The sequence below is a fragment of the Yersinia pekkanenii genome (genome assembly GCF_001152565.1).
Taxonomy (GTDB): Bacteria; Pseudomonadota; Gammaproteobacteria; order Enterobacterales; family Enterobacteriaceae; genus Yersinia; species Yersinia pekkanenii.
In genome coordinates, this window is sequence record NZ_CQAZ01000007.1 from 112,304 (window position 1) to 131,684 (window position 19,381).

The following is a 19,381-nucleotide window of genomic DNA, read 5'->3' on the forward strand; positions in this document are numbered from 1 at the left end:
GAATAGTTATTTGAATTATTCCACACAAAATGATCCTAGAAAGGTATCACTTGTCGCCAAAGAGACCAATAGGAAAAACAAGGCAGAATGAAATGCATCTGATTGATTTGTAGGATTTTTCCTACCACATGGCAAAATTCATCTCAGCAACTGGTCGGTGATCTCGTGGTGGAGGCCGTAACCGCTATAGGGGGTTATTGCAGTGTCTGTTGCCCTTCAATTGATGAACCAAAATCATCAATAATCGAGAAAAACACCGTCATATTCTTAGCCGGTACTTTATTACCCACCAGCACACCATCAGCACTGCTTTTTGGCCCGACCATATCGTCATTGCCCAACTTGATAATGATTCTGGCTGCACTTTTACTTTGCGCAATTGCCAAAGTCTGGAATGTCACATTAAAAGGCGTCGGATTAGTTACACGAAATACCCCCCCTGCCCCCTGAGGTACCCATTTGAAAGAGAGTTGGCTGATAGCCCCTTCTGAACTGGCAGGTATGCCAACTGGGCGGTAGAACAGTTTGATGCGAGAGCGGAAGGCAATCTGGACTTCATTGCTTGCAGCCTGCCTCGAGGCACTTTTCGGTGGCACTTCCAATACATTCAGCCAAAACATCGACTCACGGTCTGACGGAAGTTGAGTGGTCTTACCGGTGTGGTTGTTAGCGGCATCGTTATTACCCGTATAGTAAATACGGACAGACTTATTGGTTTTAGGATTGAGACGAAACACCGGCGTATCAACAACAAAGGGCACTTTTATCTGCTCAATGGCAGTATCCATTTCGGAAATATTGTTATCAATCCATAATTGCAACAATGCAGGACGAGGGCCGTCATTAAGGATCTGCACACTACCCGCTTTGTCAGCACCGGTTACAATCACGCGAGTCAACCCAATCGCCACACCGGCTTGAGCCGCAGTACTGCATACCAGAGTCGCAGTGATAAATAGGGTACACCCGCTAGCTGATCCGCGACCTGCCTGAACCAGAAACCGCCATAAGGCCCTCATTTATAGATCAACGTAAATGTAAAGCCACCTTTTACTGTCCCTGATTCAACCGTGTTTGCCGTTTGGTAAATCCCAGCCTGCATAGGCACGGTATAATTTTGTACGCTGGCGGTATTATAACCACTCATGGTGTATTCCTTATTCAGCTCAATTGCGGTGCCTGTCTGGCTGCGAAGCAATACCCCAACCCCTTTGGCGGTGGCACTGTCATCCAACGCCACCACGCCATTAGCGGCATTTAGTACATTAGTGGTCGCGCCAAATTTATAATTAATACCGTCTAATCCACTGGGACAGTTATTAAAGTTCAGATTAAACGCTTTTAGCCCTTTAACATCACCAATTGATTTAAATTGATTAGCCGCAACATCCGGTAACGTCACAGTAACATCGGGCGTCGCACAGGTCTGAGTCATGACTTGTACATTCACAGCATTAGACGGAAACTGCACAATTCGATAGCCATTGGGCTCGCGCGAGCTACTCGCGCCATTATCGTAGGTGCGATACACATAAACATACACTGGATCGAAAGCAGAAGCGGAACCCGCGACCAAACCCGTGGTTGTTTTGACAAAATGGATCTGTATTTCAAAGCCTAAATTGAAGGTCGCCCCATTATTATAAGGAATGGGACCCAATAGCGGAGAGGACCGAACTGCATTGGCAATAGAGTAACCGTTCATGGTCATCCAATTGCTGGCAAAACCTGCCCCAGTGACCCGAAAACGCGCCACATAGCCTAATCCGGCTTTGACGACCGAGTTAAAAACATTGTAGGTGGTACCATCGATATTCGCAGTAGTGGCGATGGTATAAGGTGAAAATACATCGACACCGGCCATGATCACATCATTTTGATGTGTGGATAATATCCGGCAAGGCCAATCGTTATTTGAGGTAATATTAACCCAGCCGCCAATCGGGGAACCGACAGCCGTATTCGGTTTTACTCTAATGGTGGTGGTCGATCCAAAGATGTAATAACCATTGGTATAGGTACAATCCAACGCGGTACCATAGGCCCAGCTTGCCTGACTGGCACCTAAACCACTTATCGCCATCAACAAGAGCAACACCGGCTTTAAACCGGCCAGTCGGGGACGATTTACGCCACAAAAGATCATCATGCAACGTTTCACTCCATTAAAATAACAACTCATTTGCATATTACCTCTAACTGCCGGAATTCACCCTGAGCCAATGTGCCGCCTGGCAATTTATAGGCAAAGCCACAACTCTCGCCGACACCTTCACCCCATATCACGCGCAGATTGCCTGCTTGCTCCTGTACCCGGACCATCGCCTGCCCACCCTGCGCGATATAACCCACACTATTCCCCCTGGCGTCGGTCACCTCAGCACCAAAAGGTAATGGTGTGTTATCCGCCCGGTGACCGGTCAATAACATCGAATAACCGGTCGAGGTATCAAACTTCATTAATGCCACCGCGCCTGCGGTAGGAGCCACTCGCTGGCTGGTCGTTTTAAACTCGACATCCGACGATAACCCTTTCGGATCAAGTTCAACATCATTCTGTCGATAGGGGCTTAAATAAGGGACAACTGCCCGACCACGGCTATCAAGACTCACGCCTGGATAGTTGGCCACACTGGCTCCGGCAGCATCCGGTGCCTCAATAATCCCCAGGGTCTCGCCCAACGATGAGGCAAACACCACGCCACCACGATAAGCAACAACACCACCAGACACATTGGCACTGGCCTGATCGTAATCATTACTTTTCGAATAACTGCCACCAATAGTGGCTTTAGGTGCCATCCAATTGCCATTCACACTTACGGTGTTATAACGGCCATTATCATCAGAACGATTATTTGCTGCCGAAACACCATAGTTAAATTGATTATCTTCACCCGCAGAACCGGAAACCCCCGTTTGTATCGAACTGCTGCCGCGCGCGTTAGCATAACTGGAACTCAAACGCGGTGAACCGCTTTTGCTCCCCAACGGAAGGGAGAAAGAAACACTCAGTTGGTTATCCCAATCTCCGCTAGACATATTGCGCAACCGGTTAAGCGCCACGTTATAACTCAGCGACTTATAATTATTATTATAGCCAAGTTGGAAATTCATATCGCGGCTGTGCTCACCCCAGTAATCTTGCGCATTGGCATTCGCATAAAATGATCCATAGCCCGCAGGTAAACCTTGGGTAATACTGATTTGCGCCTGATTACGGCGACGATATTTAAAGCTGTCATCGTAGCGGGTGACATCATTGGGCCAGCTCGGATTGATGACCCGATTGTTGACTTCACCATGTTGTAAATAGTCGCGCATCCGCATAGCTTCTGACGGTGTATAAAAACCATCACTGGAATAATGGTAACTGGCGATCGTGAGACTGGTATTGGTCTCCGGTAATGATTTGGCATAGGTAACACCCATGCTCTGCCCGTTCTGATCACTTTCGCCAGGGAGCCGGGTCTGTGCCTGAGTCACATTAAATGCCAGCGCACCGACTGACGTGTTGAATGCCAATCCGGCAGAGGCGGATAAATAGCCTTCAGCGGCGACGACCCCACCATTACCGGTGATTAAATTAGATAATCCATGGCGCACCGTACCCATAAATAACGTCGGCTTTTCTACCATTGAATTATCGCGATATTCACCCGCCATCAATGAATAGCGTGTGGTTCCGGGCCGTAATAATTCAGCAATCGAGGCGAATGGCACGATAAATGACTGCTCACTACCATCAGCTTCAGTAATAGTCACATTCAGATTGCCGCCCTGACCGGTAGGGTAAAGATCATCAATAGTAAACGGCCCAGGCGGTACCGTGGTTTCATAAATAGATTGTCCCTGCTGGCGGACCACAACCCGGGCATTGGTACGGGCAATACCGCGAACCACCGGGGCATAGCCACGCTGAGAGTCAGCATACATGCGATCATCAGAAGCCAGTTCAATACCACGATAGCTGAGACTGTCAAATACCTGACCGTCGGTATTTGAATCACCCAGGGTCATTCTGCTGTATAAAGATGGCACGGCCCGCTCAACATAGGTGGCCAGATTCTGATAATCGAAACCTTGGCTGTCACTCCGATTCAATGAACTGCGGTAATACAAACGCCAACTTTGCCAGTTAAGCCCCCCCAATAACCCAAGATATTGATAAGTCTGGCTGCTGGCATCGTTCTGATTACTGCGATAACCGGTGTAATCATATTTCAAGGTTGCCGCCGTCACCCCGTCATCCCAATACTTAGGATTAACATAACCGCGTGCCTGACGAATCAAATAAGCTTGCGGAACTTGAATGTCCAGACGTTGTATATTTTCGTCAAAAATGGCATTCCCGCTCGCCAGAAAAGAACTCAGCGGTGAACAAACGCCAGTACTTTCCAATTGTTTCAGGATATCGGGGCTGACCTTGGTGGCATCAATTCCCCACTCATCGAATAGTTTTAAGTCATAACACGGGGAGGCAACTTTAGATTCCGACGATGGCAAGGCAAAGCGCATATCTTGCCGCCCAATCCATTGCTCATTCAAATAGATATCAATGCTACGCTCACCGGGAGCAACGGGATTGCCTTCACTGTAGCGGGTAGCATCAACAGAAAAACGGAGGAAAGAATCACTAAACTCAACGTACTCAGGATCTTCGGCGGCACTTGATAAGCTAAAGAGCATGCCAGCCAAACTAAAGATGACAAGAGGTAATAGCGATAAATATTTCGGGCGCTCGCGTTTTTGATAATACGTGTAATCACTAAGCATTATATCGAGGCCATTAAATGAATATTCATAATAAAGTCACATAGAGAAACCAATTAAATATATTTATATTTTTTGATTTTAATTAGCTAATTTTTGAGTGCCTTGAGACTCGCCACCTTGGTCATTAATAATCGAATAAAACACTTGTGCAGAATGATTAATTGAACCTTTCGCGGCAACCGGTAAGTTTAGCTCACCAAATGGCGTGACCATCTTATTATGGGTATTACTGACGCTAGCCAGTACTGGCCCTTCTTTTGACGTGCGAAGATCTAGTTTTCTGAAGGTAACATGATACGGAGACGCATTTTTTATCACCAATTGGTTACCCTTGAGTGAAAACGTCAGGTTCTTAATCGCCTGTTCTGACGGCATGGTTAATCCCGCCGGGCGATAGAACATTTTAATTCTGGTGCGGAAAGCCAATTGCACTTTATTCTCTTCACCCGCAGCACTTTTAGTCGGTTTGGGCGGAATTTCTAACAAATTAAACCAAAAAAGTGTTTCACGATCTGCCGCTAACCCATTGCCGGTACGAAACAGCCGAATAGTCTGATTTTTTTTAGGATCTAAACGCACCACCGGTGGAGTGACACTAAAAGGCACTTTAATGGTATCCGGGCGGGCATTAGCATCACCATTATCAATCCAGGCTTGAAGAAGAACCGGCATATTCCCGGTGTTGGAAATCTTAATCACACCTTCACGTTGTTTCTCATCGTAAATAACACGTGTACCACCGATCAACACTTCGGCACGGGCAACCGTTGCGGCAACCAATAATGCTAGCAAAGCAGATGCTATAACAAATGTTCTACACATGTGGTTTCCAATTATTGAGCTAATGAAACTGGGAGCATTACGCTCCCATGTTGTAACCGATAACATTCGCTATAAACCAGCATCTGTAATCAGCCACCCGAGTCACAAGCATTAATTAGTCATAAACAATAGTATAGTCAACTTGAGTGGTTACTGTACCCGCCTCAATAAGTGCATCATTAGCATAATATTGAGCGTAGTAGCCTAATGTCGCACCACCGCCAGAAATATCTTCTACCACCGCGCCTTGGTTAGCACTTCCGATCATAATTGGTGTGCTGCTTTTATCTAACAAACGAACCTGAACACCCGTTGCGGTGCCGTCGTTATCCAGACGGCCAGTAGATATTTCAACCTTGGCACCCGGCTCAAAGTAAGCATAGGCGTTATTCATTGTCGTTCCCGTACAACCAGACAACACTATATTGAAAGGTGTCGTACCGGCAACAGAATTAATCGTGCTCAACGCACTGGCGGAAATAGTCGGTAAGGTTACTGTCGCATCTTTAGTGCCATTATTTACAGCAATACCACAGGTAGTATCAGTGATTTGCCCTTTAATAGTAATAGTACCGTCGGCTGCAAATGCTGATTGTGCCATAAATACGCCGGCGATAGCTGCAATGAATACACTGCCAGTTTTAATTTTCATGTTTTCCCCGTGTTTTAAAATAAAGTTTAGACCAATAGATTTAACCAGGGTTAATACCCTGAACCAGTGAAGTCCGATTTCGTCACACTATTATTCCAGCATTTAAAATATTGTCAATTTAGTCTAAAATTCACAAATGATAGTATTTCGTAAAATATTAAGAATCATTAAAAACAAATAAAAGAAAAGTGGAAACCATAGGTAGGAAATATCTATTTTAGTGTGGGAAAAATCCTACAATAAGATAGATACTAAAAAATCGTCCTTAAATAAAATCGTCCAGCCCATGATAATTTATGCATAAAAAAGCAATATGAAACAGCCCGGTAGGATTTACCTTGTTTCTGTCAATGCGAATATCTCAGAACGCACCGCCTTTTTGTTCGCCACATCAAAAAAATCCAAATGTAAATTTAGCAGAAAATGATATTTACATACTATTTACGTGGTTTTTGTGAAAAAACATTTCATTTTTTAAAGATTACAATAGTATTAACAATGGTTATTATAAAAAACAACACAAAGAATTACTTTCATTACTTATTGAAAAACAATGATTATCATTTCCGTCACTCCGATGCAGCAGCAGAATTAACCATTGCCTTGATGCTAAATTTGGCACGGCATATCCCACAGCCGCACAGTGTGCTGAAACAATGATAGCGCTAGTTCAATAACCAAAATAATGCCGGCGATCACCCGTGGTATAGGCCTTTTCTTATTTGCCATTTTGTTATTATCCTTTTATTTACCACATGCTGTTTATCTACCCCCAAAGAAACTAGTAATGCCGTAAGACAAAACGAAATAACAATAGTGATAAAAGAAAGTTAAAAAAAGGGATTGTATTTCACGACATATTAACAAAAAGGGGAAAGGTCATATACTGCGGATAAAATGCCTTTCATCGGTATCACCCCATATCAACGCGCGTGCCTAATTTACGCGCCAGCCCTTTAGCACCTTCACGCATTACGCTGTGATGATTCCAGCGAAATAGCGGCGCAGCGACCGGTGCCAGGTAATTCATCCACCGCGTATTAGTCCGAATATTCCAGTCATAACGGACAATGGTATCCACCCCATCATAAAATAATGACCATTGCCCGATACCCTCGACTTCGCCACTGGCCTGCCCCTCCAACAGATGTAGCGGCGTAATCGTTAATACATGGATATCAAAAGTTATTCGGTAAGGAAGTGCCCCTTTCCAGGTATAGCGATGCAACGCACCGATGCCGTTCAAATCACCTTTTTCTATCTCAACGACCTGCTCCAGACTTTTCCACCAATTTGGCCACAGATCGGGATGACAAAGAATATCCCATACCGCCTGAAGCGGTGCCTTCACGCGCCACTGGGTGGAAAACCGATACTCAGCCATACCATCAAACTCCCGATTAAGGGGTAAAAAAATGCTCGGGAAAATGCAGATTGAGAACCATCGCATCCATAACAACGGTTTCCAGACGTTGTTCATCGGCACCATAGCTAACCACTTTGACAGGGAAGTTATGACTACTTTCTAACCAGAGCTCATAGCGATGTACCTTATCGACAGTGACCCCCACAGGGCCGGTTATTGCGAGATGTAGTACCGGTTGCTGTGCGAGAACGTCCTCACCGAGGATCACCGTCTTGCCGCCTTGTTGCAGGCGATGGATATTATGCAGCAACGTACCAATATCAGCTTGATCCACCCGATGACCATTTTTATCGCGAATCAAGGTGTTGGTCGGTAAAAGGCTCAGTACCGGCAGCGTGTTCACACCAAATGGCCATAAGCGAACGTTGCCACCGCCTGGGTCATAGACCAGTACTGCGCCATTGTGAGGTTCAGTAAAATCCATACGCACATAGCCCGGCTTACGATAGCTGTAGTGAATCACCGTCGAGTCACCCAAGGCGGACTCGGAGCGCACTCTAACCTGATAAGATTCAATTTGCTCGAAATGGCGTTGAGCCTTATTTATAGGATCAATAGCACTGGCACCCAGCATCGGAGCAATTATCATGGTGGCACCCTTCGTTTGGTGCTGAATAGGCGCAGCACAGGCAACGTTGCCCGATATCACCATTATCGTAAATATTACGATTGCCCTCCCTAATCCACTGATAGTTTTCTCCTAACGTTTGAAGGATGAGTAAAAAGGAATAATTACCTGATGTTATAATTAAATATAGGTCTAAATATCAGCAATCAATCAACAATGCTGATTTATTATTTATCACCATGCTGCGCAGACTTAGTGTGATAAGGATCGCTGAATTTTTTTTCTATAAGTGCTTGAATAATGGTAGAGCGAGCGGAATTTACCCTCTTGCAAAGGGTTACCTCCTCACCGTTTCGAGGCCGTCCTTTCTGCCGCTCCGGTATCTCTCCATGAAACGGTTGCGATCACGCACCTTTTTACGGCATGTTTATGACAACACCTCCCTGCTTTAGACGTTCGAATTATCACTTTGTGAGCAACCTGATGATTAAGTGGCTGTGGAAAGCAAATCAACCGCAAGCGGAGATGCTTGCGCAATGGCGTGAAGCACTGAATATCCCGCTGTTGGCTCCGTTGGATGAACAGGAACAACAGCGACTGGTCTCTGTTGCCAGTCAGTTGTTGCAACAAAAGCGTCTGGTGCCATTACAGGGGTTAATATTAACGCCGCTGATGCAGGCCCGCCTCGCGCTGCTATTTGCTTTACCCGTGATGGAACTGGGTGCCAAATGGTTAGATGGTTTTCATGAAGTGCTTATTTATCCTTCACCTTTTGTGGTTGACGATGTCTGGCAAGATGACCTTGGCCTGGTGCATTCGGGTCAAACAGTGCAATCCGGCCAGAGCTGGGAACAGGGCCCGATTATTCTGAATTGGCAAGATATTCAGGATTCACTTGATTTATCAGGCTTTAATCTGGTCATCCATGAGGCGGTTCATAAGCTGGATATGCGTAACGCTGGCAATGCAAATGGTGTTCCCCCTATTGCCATGCGCGATGTCGCCGCGTGGGAGTATGACCTACATCAGGCGATGGACAGTATTCAAGATGAGATAGATATGGTGGGTGTTGACGCGGCGAGTATGGATGCTTATGCCGCCAGTGACCCCGCTGAATGTTTTGCTGTATTATCAGAGTATTTTTTCAGTGCTCCTGAACTGCTGGAAAGCCGTTTCCCTGCTGTTTATCAGCATTTTTGTGCTTTCTATCATCAGGACCCACTGGCCAGATTGAAACGCTGGGGGAAATAATGTTTCACGCCGCCACTGCTCAGATGCTGAGCGGTCGAACCAAATGTCCCAATTTAGCGTTGACAGTATCAGGCATGCTAGATATCATGCGCCCCGTTCACACAATTCCTCTGTAGTTCAGTTGGTAGAACGGCGGACTGTTAATCCGTATGTCACTGGTTCGAGTCCAGTCAGAGGAGCCAAATTTAGAGAAACCCGCTTAGGTCACTAAGCGGGTTTTTTGTTTTAATTTTGTCGTTCAGCTACCGCTCAGTATCGTTGCTCAGAGCCAAACAAATGAATGCGCTGAGCGACCATTTCCCTTACTGGAATTAAACCATCGCGGATAACTTTACGTGGATCGTTTATATCGTGGCCATCATCCGCCATAAACATATCCTTAACAGCCTGACACCAGGCATACATATTTTCAGTATTGACGTTGATTTTTGCTGTTCCGTACGAAATAGCCCTGCGCATATCTTCTGCTGCAATACCGGTCCCGCCGTGAAGTACTAACGGAACTTTAACCAATTCTGCAATAGTCTGCATTTCAGCAAAACCCAGCTTAGCCCTACCCTTATATAATCCGTGGGTGGAACCCAATGCCGCTGCCAGACAATCCACATCGGTCTCTTTTACCAGAGTGGCGCACTCCTGCGGGTCGGCATAAATCACTGAAGAATTGACGATACCATCCTCACTTCCGGCAATAGTACCCAATTCAGCCTCTACAGAAACACCTCGACGGTGAGCAAACTCAACAACTCTCCGTGTTATGTCCAGATTTTCACTAAATGGCAAGTGTGAACCATCGAACATCACCGACCTAAAACCGGCCTTAATGGCGGCCTCGCAGATTTCCTGAGAAGTCCCATGATCAAGGTGCAGTGCTACCGGAATATCTATATCCAAATAATCCATCGCATTAACAACAATATCGTGAATGCATTTAAGACCGAGCATATGTTTAATTGTTCCGCCGGACACACCTAATATAATCGGCGAACGCATTTTTTGCCCTGCACTTAATACCGCACCAACCCATTCAAGGTTATTAATATTAAATTGCCCTACTGCATAACCATCCCGTAGGGCATGATTAAGCATGTCCTTCATTGATACTAACATAGTCACCTCTTAAGGATTAATTCATTGAATAACTCAATCTTCGAAATACCGCTTTAAATTTCGTTCGTAACTGGTCAATGATTTATGGACTACAGCCAGATCCGGCATAGACGCTCTTACGCCTTTTCTTTCAATAGAAATAGCCGCCGATATACTGGCAAATAAAATTATGTTATCAATATGCCATGAATAATGGACACCATAGGTAAATGCGCCATGAAATATATCACCCGCTCCCGTGGTATCAATAGCATTACACAGAAAAGCAGGTACGATTTGCAGCAAACCATTTTTCAAAAATGCACAACCTTTTTCGCCTAATGTTATATATGCCTCTCCCCGACATATTTTATTTAACTCTTGCAGTGCAGTTTTAAGTTGTGACTCATTAATAAACTTGCTAATACCCAGATAGTCACGGGCAAAGTGTTCACTGACAACGAGATAATCGGTGAACTGCGCCAAGTGAAGATTACTTTCCCTTAATGAACCACCATCCATGACAACTCGGGCATGAGGCAATTTTTTGATCAAATACTCACTGATCTCTGGCTCATGTCCATCAATTAAAATAGTGACTTCTTCATCTCTGGCGATAAGTTGCTCTGCAAAATTATCAAGTTTTAGTTTCTGGTCAAAAGTTAATAATGGCGGTACTTGCAATTTGCGAGTAATAATAGTCCGTGAGCCATTTAACCGATTAACCAGAACAGAAGCCAGAGGCGTTATCATTTCATCTGAGAAAACGATATTGTCACTGTTCACACCTACTTGAGAAAATTCATCGATGATCCGTTGCCCATAGATATCTTTATTCAAATGACCAATATAATGAATATTCTCTCCCCAAAGCCCAAGTAACCATGCGGCATTTGCACAGGGGCCACCACCACTTTCGATAAAGTCATGACAAAAATTCTTTGTATTCTCCTCTGGCCAATGATTGATAAAAAAGAATTGATCGAAGCATGAAAACCCTACAGACAATATAGCCATAACTACTCCTGATAATATTGTCAGGAGCGGAAGTGACCTCCCGCTCAATTAAAAAATGACTATTCCGTTTTCTTACCTGCGGTGAGTTCTTCATAACTAAGAGTATCACCCACAACTTTGACCGAGCGGAAACAAAATGGCAGCATCAAGGCGATAAATAACACCAGGCAAATCAGATAAATGGTAATTTGACCAAAATGAGTGAATGCATTCCCAATAATGATACCCCATACGGCGAAGTCAAAATCAGCAAATGTACTGTTCTCAAATCCTAAGTTTCCCAGCGCTGGCAATAACATTGCGGGGAGAAAAGCCAGGAAGATACCACCAATAAACGAAGCAATCATACAGCCTCGCTTGCCGCCTAATTTATCGGCAAAGACACCTGATGTACCACCACAGAAGAAGTGTGGCACCATACCGGGGATAATAAGCGCCATTCCGAACGCACCGAGGAATAACATTCCCACCAAACCGCCGATAAATGAACAGATAAACCCGACAACGACCGCTGTAGGACTAAAGGTAAAGAATACGGCACAGTCAACGGCAGGTATTGAATTTGGGATCAATTTCTGACTAATTCCCTGGAAAGCCGGCACCAAATCACCCAAAATTAAACGCACACCGTTGTAAACAATCGCCACACCAACGGCAAACTGCAAGCCGGTAAGAATCGAGAAAATAAGCATATTCTGATTGGTAATCGTACTGAGATATTCACTTCCGGCAACGGCGCTACAGATAAAGTAAATAATAAACATCACAATACCGGTCGTAACCGTCGTATCGCGCAGGAACCCCCATTTTTCAGAGATCTCAGTATCAGCAAAGGAATTAGTGGGATCCCCTGTTTTGCTGGCAATCCAGGCAGAAAGGTAATATCCCAACGATCCGAAGTGCCCCATAGCGATACCGCCATCTTCGGTTACTTGTTTGGTATAGCGCTGACCAATTGCCGGGGAAATTGCTGACCATGACCCCAGCAGGAATCCGCCAATCGTTATTAATTCCCATCCTTGAAATTTTGCAGCTTGCAGCACTGCCGAAAAAAGACAAGCCAAAAAGAAGGAATGATGGCCAGTTAAAAAGATATATTTATACTTAGTAAATCGAGCAATAATAAGATTAAAAATGAAGCCTAAGAGTAAAATACTCATAGTTTCCACGCCCAATAACTTTTGCGCAACAGAAACGATAGCCTCATTATTTGGGATAACACCACGGATATTAAAACCTGCCTCAATTATCCCCCCAAGTGGGTTAAGATTGGCAACAATCACCCCCGCACCTGCACTTAACATCAGGTAACCCAGAATGGGTTTTAGTGTGCCCGTTAATAATTTATTTCCTGGTGAACGCAAAGCTACTAAACCGACAAAGGCTATTATCCCCATCAGAAATGCTGGCTGGCTAAATATTTCCGACAAGAAAGAGAGTATGGCTTGCATAATATTTCCCCCTATTTATTTTTGTTATATTATATTCCGGCAATTTTCTTTATCGCTTCTGTAATATCTTCAGCAATTTTTACTTTATGGACATAACTGCGAATAATGGCCACATTACAATGTGCAGGGAACTGAGTTGCCAATTCTTTAATAGTAATATAAAGATCTGCTTTTTCTCCCACTGCGTTAGCGAAATCCACCGAAGCAATATCAGCTTTCACACCTAACTCATCACAGATTTTTTTAACATTACTGGCAGCCATTAATGAGCTACCAATACCATTACCACATACTGTTCTGATAACTAACATAATGACTTCTCCATCTCTCTCTGAATAAAGTTCATCACGATGTGATGGTCGTTTTCATTCTCCAGAAATTTGACGATTCCAGATTCAATCATTGTGGCAATAAGTTGGATCATTTTTATATGGCTGTCCGCATCGGCTCCCGCGATAGCAATAATGACCTTCACGGGATCAAACTCCTTATGCCCAAAATTGAGCGCGTTAAATGTAGTAACCAGTGAAAACCCTGTTTTCAATGCGCCTTTTTCTGGCCGTGCATGAGGCATGACAATGCCATAATCCAGCACGATAGCAGAGCCAAATACTTTATAGACATTACACATTTCATTTATGTACGCTTCGGAACAAATCCCCTGATTAACCATCAGTTGCCCGGCGTATCTAATACTTTCCTCTGGGGTTGGCAGATCTTTATTTAGGGCAAGTAATGAGTGATTAAAAATAATATCCATTCGGTCTCTCCGGAGATAATTAACTTGCTTGTAAAAATAATAAACAACCATGCCATTAAAACTCGGGACTCAAGTCACACTTGAATATTCAAGAAGTGATAGAGATCACATGGATGTGAATCAATGGCTGGCTATTATTAAAGCCCTTAAAAATAAAAAATCAATTTAAATCAGACAATTAAAAAATCATCATCAATACAGTGAGAATTCAAATAGGATAAAAAGTGTTCAAGCGCGGAGAATATTTATTCTGAAATGTATGTGGCATCACAAATATATGAGGTGTTTTTTATGAAAAGTCGATCGAGATTACAAAATAAACCTTACTAAAAGAGTAGGTATTGGCTTGTTCACCAAGTATTGATACAGAGTACGATGCTGCCTGCCAGCAATGCCCGTCAAAATGGCTCAAGGACCATTGTGGCACATCCCTGTTTGTCGTCGTTAAGAGCGTTGGACTGGCAACAGGTGCAAAGTCATCATGCTGGTCACTTTATGCTCTCCGGTCAGGGTATCGATATACGGTGTCTCCCCTAACCGATCATGCAGACGGGTGACCAACATATTATTGGCCGCAGCCAGGTTAGCGGTATAACTGCCCGCTTCCGGGCGTTCAACCCTCTCGGTCACATCTTCTGGATACGGATCTGTTGAGTCAACGGGGCCAATAGACTTACAATGTCATTACATCGCGACTTACGGGCCATTATCAAACGGCTACCTGAGACTCATACCAGAATAGTCGCATAAAAAACCTCAGAATTTTCCTGCGCGTCGCCATAAAAAATCGTATATATTAGCATCTGGAATCATAAGTTAACTATTTCCTCTCTGTTTTTATGAGCAATCTATTTTATTTTAATAAAAAAAATCCTAATTCGTTTATAATCAACTCACTAAACAGAATAAAGCGCTAGAAAAATTGAGTTAAGCAGCCTGTACATGCGCAAGAATCTTTTCTTGATAATCTATAATTAGAGATTAGAATCATCGAAATAGTTTTTTTAGCCATCGGCAACAGTGGTTCTTTTTTATCTCATCTTGGGTAAATATTCGGAGTCAACCGATGCAAGTAAAGAGTAGTGAATTAACGCTACAAATCCCAAGATATAACGGTTTACGGAGAGAACATGACAAAATCAGTGATGATAGTTGATGACCACCCGGCTATTCGCGTTGCCATTCGTGCTTTGCTATCGCAAAGTAATGAATTTTCAACAATTTATGAATCAGTTGATGGCAGTGAAGCATTAGAAACACTCAAGAACAATCCGGTTGATCTGGTTATCATCGATATTGAGTTACCTAACTTCGATGGTTTCTCGTTGTTAAAAAAACTACAACAACGTGGGTTTACAGGCAAATCGTTATTCTTGTCGGCCAAGAATGAGCAAGTTTTTGCCGTACGCGCCTTACAGGCCGGTGCCAACGGTTTCATCAGTAAAAATAAAGATATTAGTGAAATTCTTTTTGCGGCACAGAACGTATTACGTGGGTATTCCTTCTTCCCCTCTGAAGCCTTGACACAATTAGCCGGGCAGCCTTCCAGCCATGACCCAGTCAACCGGGCTCGTTTGTTGTCAGAGCGAGAAATTAATGTTTTACGTTATCTGGTAAATGGCCTGTCTAATAAACAGATTGCCGACGAAATGTTTATCAGTAACAAAACTGTCAGCACCTATAAAACCCGTATCCTGACCAAACTAGGACTAAATTCTGTAATTGAACTGGCAGATTATGCACATACCCATAATTTGGTGTAGTTCGGCTGGGCCTGGTTTTGGACGAACCAAGTTATCTTTACGTAATTGGTTTTCATCACGCATGTTACTGTGTTGTTTGCTATTACTTAGCGGGCAGCTTAATGCCGCCCTGATGACCGGTCGGCAGGGGTGTGATGCTGGTCAACCCTTGACGATACACAGTCTCGCCAATAGTTACAGTGACGATCTATTACTTACCCCGTCCACCGACGCGCGCCAATCAAGCCGGCGTACGGTAACAGTGGGCGTGGTCATTGATGCCAATACTCCATTTGTGGTTAACCGCGATGACAATGCCATTGAAGGGATCGTCGCGGATTACCTGAAAATCATCAGTGATGCCAGCCAATTAACTTTCCAGATGATTGGTTATTGCGATTACGGATTAGTATTAAATGCATTGGAAAATGGCCAGATTGATCTAATGGCTGGGACCCCCATGCCTGCTCAACCAGGGTTAATCGCTTCCCATGCCTTTTTTACCAACCGCCATGTCGAAGTCCGCAGCAAAAATTGGGATCCAACCAAACGCACCCATCCGGAAACCGTGGCTATCGTCAATAACGAGCCACTCTCTCCTGAGTTTTTATTTAATTATCATGCTGACAAAATTGTCGCCTACCCTAACCAGTTACAAGGGCTACTGGCTGTTGCCTATGGTAATGCCGATGTATTTGTCGCTAATGCCACGACTGCCAACTATTTGATTGATCAACTACAACTGCTAACGTTGCAAATTCGCAACTTTGCACCTTATCACCCTGCCCCCTATACATTCCTGGCACGGGAAAGTAATCAAAAGCTGATCGACTACATTAACCAGATTCTGGAATTATTGCCTACCCGCGCTACCGGCGATATTCAACAACGCTGGTTTGGTAGCAAACATCATTACAATATTGATGCCAAGTTGCTTTTGACTGAACAAGAGGTGAGTTGGATCCAGAACCATCCGGTGGTGAAATATATCGCTCCACTGGATCTGGCTCCGTTGATTTTCCGTGATCATCAGACCGGGAAAATGGCCGGTTTCTCCGTTGATCTTATCGATATTATTTCACGCCGGACGGGGATTAAATTTGAACCGGTTTATACCAAAGATACCGGTGAGGGTGTGCGTAGTTTTATTGCCGGTAAAACGGATGTACTGCCTATTGTGGCGGTACGCAACGGTCAATATGGCAACAACCTTTACTCCTCGCCAGTCGCCCAATCCTTGTGGGGCATATTGACTCGCGAAGATCGGGTTGATATTAACAACGTAGCAGACCTGGCAGGAAAGCGGGTTGGAATACAGGCGGGCAGTGCTTCCGGTGGGATTATTGGTAACCCCCTGTTAGCCCAGAAGATTACTTTTGTGCAAGCCCCCGACACCACGACACTGGTACGTTGGTTGCAGCAGGGGAAAGTAGATGCTGTTATCAAGAATATGATGACTGCTAACTATCTGTCAGCCCAGAATTTTAGCCCCAATATTAAAACGGTAGCAGTTGCAGGTGAAGAACCACTGATGATGGCATTTGCCATTCGCCCGGATTTGCCTGAATTGAAGGCTATCATTGATAAAGTGATTGAATCTATCCCACCAGAAGAGTTAGACAATCTGATCAGCGAGTGGAGTACATTCAAACCTAAACCAGTAAGCTTTGATGATAATTCATTAAATAATGAATTGTTGATGATGGCGCTGAAGATAAGCTCAGGGCTATTATTGGTTTTCGGTTTATATCTGTGTTTTCTGGTATTCAATAAGCGCCGTCAGGCCAAATCGCTACATGCCCGTTTGCAACAACAAGAATCCATTATTAATGCATTGCCATTTGCTGTATTTATTCGTACTACAGATGGAAAGCTGGCGGTTTATAACAACCACTTTGCTGCCGCGCACCAAGATAAACTTAACGACATGCTCAATCAGAAAACGGAGCAAGCCCACTGGCCAATGACCAGCCAGCTCGATCGCGAGATAGATAAATACTGCCGCTATGTATTACTGGACAGAAAACCGCAAATGGTAGATTTATCCCTTGAGATCAACGAAGAGCTACGGGATATATTTCTGTGGATTATTCCACTCAATAACGCAGAACGCAGTTTTCTGGGGGGCTGGCTGGATATTAGTCAACGTAAAGCGGTTGAGCGTGAATTGGAAGCCGCCCGAGTCGAAGCCGAAAGTGCCAACCGCACCAAGAGTACTTTCCTTGCCACCATCAGCCATGAGCTTCGTACCCCAATGTATGCCATTATGGGCTTACTGGAGTTAGAAATACGTAATCCTCGGCCGGTCGATAAAAACACGCTGGTCACCGTTTCCAAATCTGCTCAGTCCTTAATGTTACTGCTCGATGATATTATTGACTCCGCAAAAATTGAGGCCGGGCAATTGAGTGTTCATCCGGCTGCGGTTGATTTCCGTCAGGAAATAGAGCGGATGCTCACACTCTATCAACCGATCGCCGATGAACGCGGGTTAAGGTTCTCAAGCTGGTTGGATGACCAAATCCCTGATTTTCTCATGGTCGATATGCTCAGAGTGCGGCAGGTGATGGGTAATCTGTTGGGTAATGCCTTGAAATTTACCGAACAAGGTAGTGTGTCAGTGGATATCACTTGGGAGCCAGCTGGCGACAAGTATGGCGTAATGAGCATAGATATAACTGATACGGGTATTGGTATTTCTCCGGCAGCACAGGCCAAACTATTCCAACCATTCAGTCAGGCTAACGAAGGTAACTCTTCACGTTTTGGGGGGTCGGGATTAGGACTTTGGATCTGCCATCAATTGGTTCATAAAATGGCGGGAGAGATCACCCTGGAAAGCCAACTCGGCAAGGGCACCAGCCTGTTTATTACTTTGCCACTGCTGATTGCCGCTGTTGATGATTTACCACAGGACACCACTCTGCTGCATGCCGATAAACAGCAACTGGATAAGTTGAAGAACCTCCGTATTCTGGTCGTCGATGATTTACCGGCCAACCGTCAGTTGCTTCAGCAGCAGTTAGCCTTTATCGGGATCGAGCAGGTGATGAGCGCAGAGAATGGCGCGGACGCCTGGCAAATATTGCAGCATTATAGCTTTGATGTGGTTATCACTGATTACAACATGCCACTGATGAATGGTTACGAACTGGCAACCCGTATCCGCAATAGTTCGTCAATGAAAGAGTTGATCATCATTGGCTGTACCGCAGATGCGCGGGAAGAGAGTGCCGCTCGTTGCTCTAATGCCGGTATGAATGATTGTATGGTCAAACCGGTGACTATCGATACCTTACATGCTGTTTTACTGCGCCAGGAGATTATCGGGAACCATCATCAGGCTCCCGATGATAATCCTCCGCCCCCGAGACCAAGTGACAGTAAAATACCCACAGCGCAGCGGCCCCCCGTTGAGGCAGCACAAGATAAGTTAAGGTCACTTTCTGGTGGTTATGCTGAGGTGGAGTTGCAGTTATTGCACTCATTACTGGAAAGTAATGAGCAGGATACTGCTACGTTGACGCAGCGGTACCATCGCCTGGTGGCAGATGACAACAATACGATTTCTGCTGATATTTATGACGAGATGGCCACTTTGGTGCACCGGATCAAAGGCGCCGTGCAGTTGATTGATGCGTGGGATCTGGTGGCAAGTTGTATTAAGTTCGAAGCCGTACTGTCCACTCATGATAGACACGAGGCCATTAGCGTCGGGGGCGATTACCTGGCACTGTTAACTGAAACTAATCAATTATTAGTTAAGCTGGTTACCTTATACTCAAAAATAGGTAGCGACAGTCCGATAAAATAGATATCGACATGAT

The 19,381-nt window shown here is 44.6% G+C and carries 16 protein-coding genes and 1 tRNA gene; 4 read left to right on the forward strand and 13 right to left on the reverse strand.

Annotated features, from left to right (window positions below):
• Window positions 1-194: 194 nt before the first annotated feature.
• The 7 genes from AEP37_RS05315 to AEP37_RS05345 all read right to left on the reverse strand — a co-directional run bounded on the left by AEP37_RS05315 (window position 195) and on the right by AEP37_RS05345 (window position 8,265).
• Window positions 195-1,019, reverse strand: coding sequence for a fimbrial biogenesis chaperone (locus tag AEP37_RS05315; protein WP_049610949.1), 825 nt, complete (start codon window positions 1,017-1,019; stop codon window positions 195-197).
• Entirely contained in the window at window positions 1,016-2,149 is a 1,134-nt protein-coding gene (locus tag AEP37_RS05320) for a fimbrial protein (protein ID WP_235801344.1), read from the reverse strand. Before AEP37_RS05320 ends, AEP37_RS05315 begins: the two co-directional genes overlap by 4 nt.
• A 29-nt stretch (window positions 2,150-2,178) precedes the next feature.
• Entirely contained in the window at window positions 2,179-4,776 is a 2,598-nt protein-coding gene (locus tag AEP37_RS05325; RefSeq protein ID WP_049610955.1) for a fimbria/pilus outer membrane usher protein, read from the reverse strand.
• Window positions 4,777-4,854: 78 nt separating this feature from the next.
• On the reverse strand, window positions 4,855-5,598 hold the full coding sequence (locus tag AEP37_RS05330; RefSeq protein ID WP_049610959.1) for a fimbrial biogenesis chaperone: 744 nt from the start codon (window positions 5,596-5,598) through the stop codon (window positions 4,855-4,857).
• 115 nt (window positions 5,599-5,713) lie between these two features.
• Window positions 5,714-6,250, reverse strand: coding sequence for a fimbrial protein (locus tag AEP37_RS05335; protein ID WP_049610962.1), 537 nt, complete (start codon window positions 6,248-6,250; stop codon window positions 5,714-5,716).
• A gap of 913 nt (window positions 6,251-7,163) precedes the next feature.
• A complete protein-coding gene (locus tag AEP37_RS05340; protein ID WP_049610965.1) occupies window positions 7,164-7,634 on the reverse strand; it encodes an SRPBCC family protein in 471 nt (156 codons plus the stop codon).
• A 16-nt stretch (window positions 7,635-7,650) separates the two neighbouring features.
• On the reverse strand, window positions 7,651-8,265 hold the full coding sequence (locus tag AEP37_RS05345) for a LolA family protein (RefSeq protein WP_072086245.1): 615 nt from the start codon (window positions 8,263-8,265) through the stop codon (window positions 7,651-7,653).
• A gap of 462 nt (window positions 8,266-8,727) precedes the next feature.
• Here AEP37_RS05345 and mtfA point away from each other — a divergent pair, with 462 nt between their 5' ends.
• Window positions 8,728-9,495: a DgsA anti-repressor MtfA gene (gene mtfA / locus AEP37_RS05350; protein WP_049610968.1), complete on the forward strand. Its 768-nt coding sequence runs from the start codon at window positions 8,728-8,730 to the stop codon at window positions 9,493-9,495.
• A gap of 106 nt (window positions 9,496-9,601) precedes the next feature.
• Window positions 9,602-9,677 (forward strand) — tRNA-Asn (locus tag AEP37_RS05355).
• A gap of 67 nt (window positions 9,678-9,744) precedes the next feature.
• Here AEP37_RS05355 and fba read toward each other — a convergent pair.
• The 6 genes from fba to AEP37_RS05385 all read right to left on the reverse strand — a co-directional run bounded on the left by fba (window position 9,745) and on the right by AEP37_RS05385 (window position 14,442).
• Entirely contained in the window at window positions 9,745-10,605 is an 861-nt protein-coding gene (gene fba / locus AEP37_RS05360; RefSeq protein WP_049610971.1) for a class II fructose-1,6-bisphosphate aldolase, read from the reverse strand.
• 33 nt (window positions 10,606-10,638) lie between these two features.
• On the reverse strand, window positions 10,639-11,601 hold the full coding sequence (locus tag AEP37_RS05365) for a carbohydrate kinase family protein (protein WP_049610974.1): 963 nt from the start codon (window positions 11,599-11,601) through the stop codon (window positions 10,639-10,641).
• Between the two features lie 59 nt (window positions 11,602-11,660).
• A complete protein-coding gene (locus AEP37_RS05370; RefSeq protein WP_049610977.1) occupies window positions 11,661-13,052 on the reverse strand; it encodes a PTS ascorbate transporter subunit IIC in 1,392 nt (463 codons plus the stop codon).
• 29 nt (window positions 13,053-13,081) lie between these two features.
• Window positions 13,082-13,363, reverse strand: coding sequence for a PTS sugar transporter subunit IIB (locus AEP37_RS05375; RefSeq protein ID WP_049610980.1), 282 nt, complete (start codon window positions 13,361-13,363; stop codon window positions 13,082-13,084).
• The gene (locus tag AEP37_RS05380; protein WP_049610983.1) at window positions 13,357-13,812 is read right to left on the reverse strand and encodes a PTS sugar transporter subunit IIA; all 456 of its coding nucleotides are present in this window, start codon (window positions 13,810-13,812) and stop codon (window positions 13,357-13,359) included. Before AEP37_RS05380 ends, AEP37_RS05375 begins: the two co-directional genes overlap by 7 nt.
• Window positions 13,813-14,256: 444 nt before the next feature.
• The gene (locus AEP37_RS05385; protein WP_049610985.1) at window positions 14,257-14,442 is read right to left on the reverse strand and encodes a hypothetical protein; all 186 of its coding nucleotides are present in this window, start codon (window positions 14,440-14,442) and stop codon (window positions 14,257-14,259) included.
• A 500-nt stretch (window positions 14,443-14,942) separates the two neighbouring features.
• Between AEP37_RS05385 and AEP37_RS05390 the strand changes: the two genes are divergently transcribed.
• Together AEP37_RS05390 and AEP37_RS05395 are read left to right on the forward strand one after the other, a co-directional pair.
• A complete protein-coding gene (locus AEP37_RS05390; protein WP_049610988.1) occupies window positions 14,943-15,575 on the forward strand; it encodes a response regulator transcription factor in 633 nt (210 codons plus the stop codon).
• Window positions 15,576-15,636: 61 nt separating this feature from the next.
• Window positions 15,637-19,368 (forward strand): ATP-binding protein, encoded by a 3,732-nt coding sequence (locus AEP37_RS05395; RefSeq protein WP_049610991.1) that lies wholly within the window; start codon window positions 15,637-15,639, stop codon window positions 19,366-19,368.
• The last annotated feature ends 13 nt before the right edge of the window (window positions 19,369-19,381 follow it).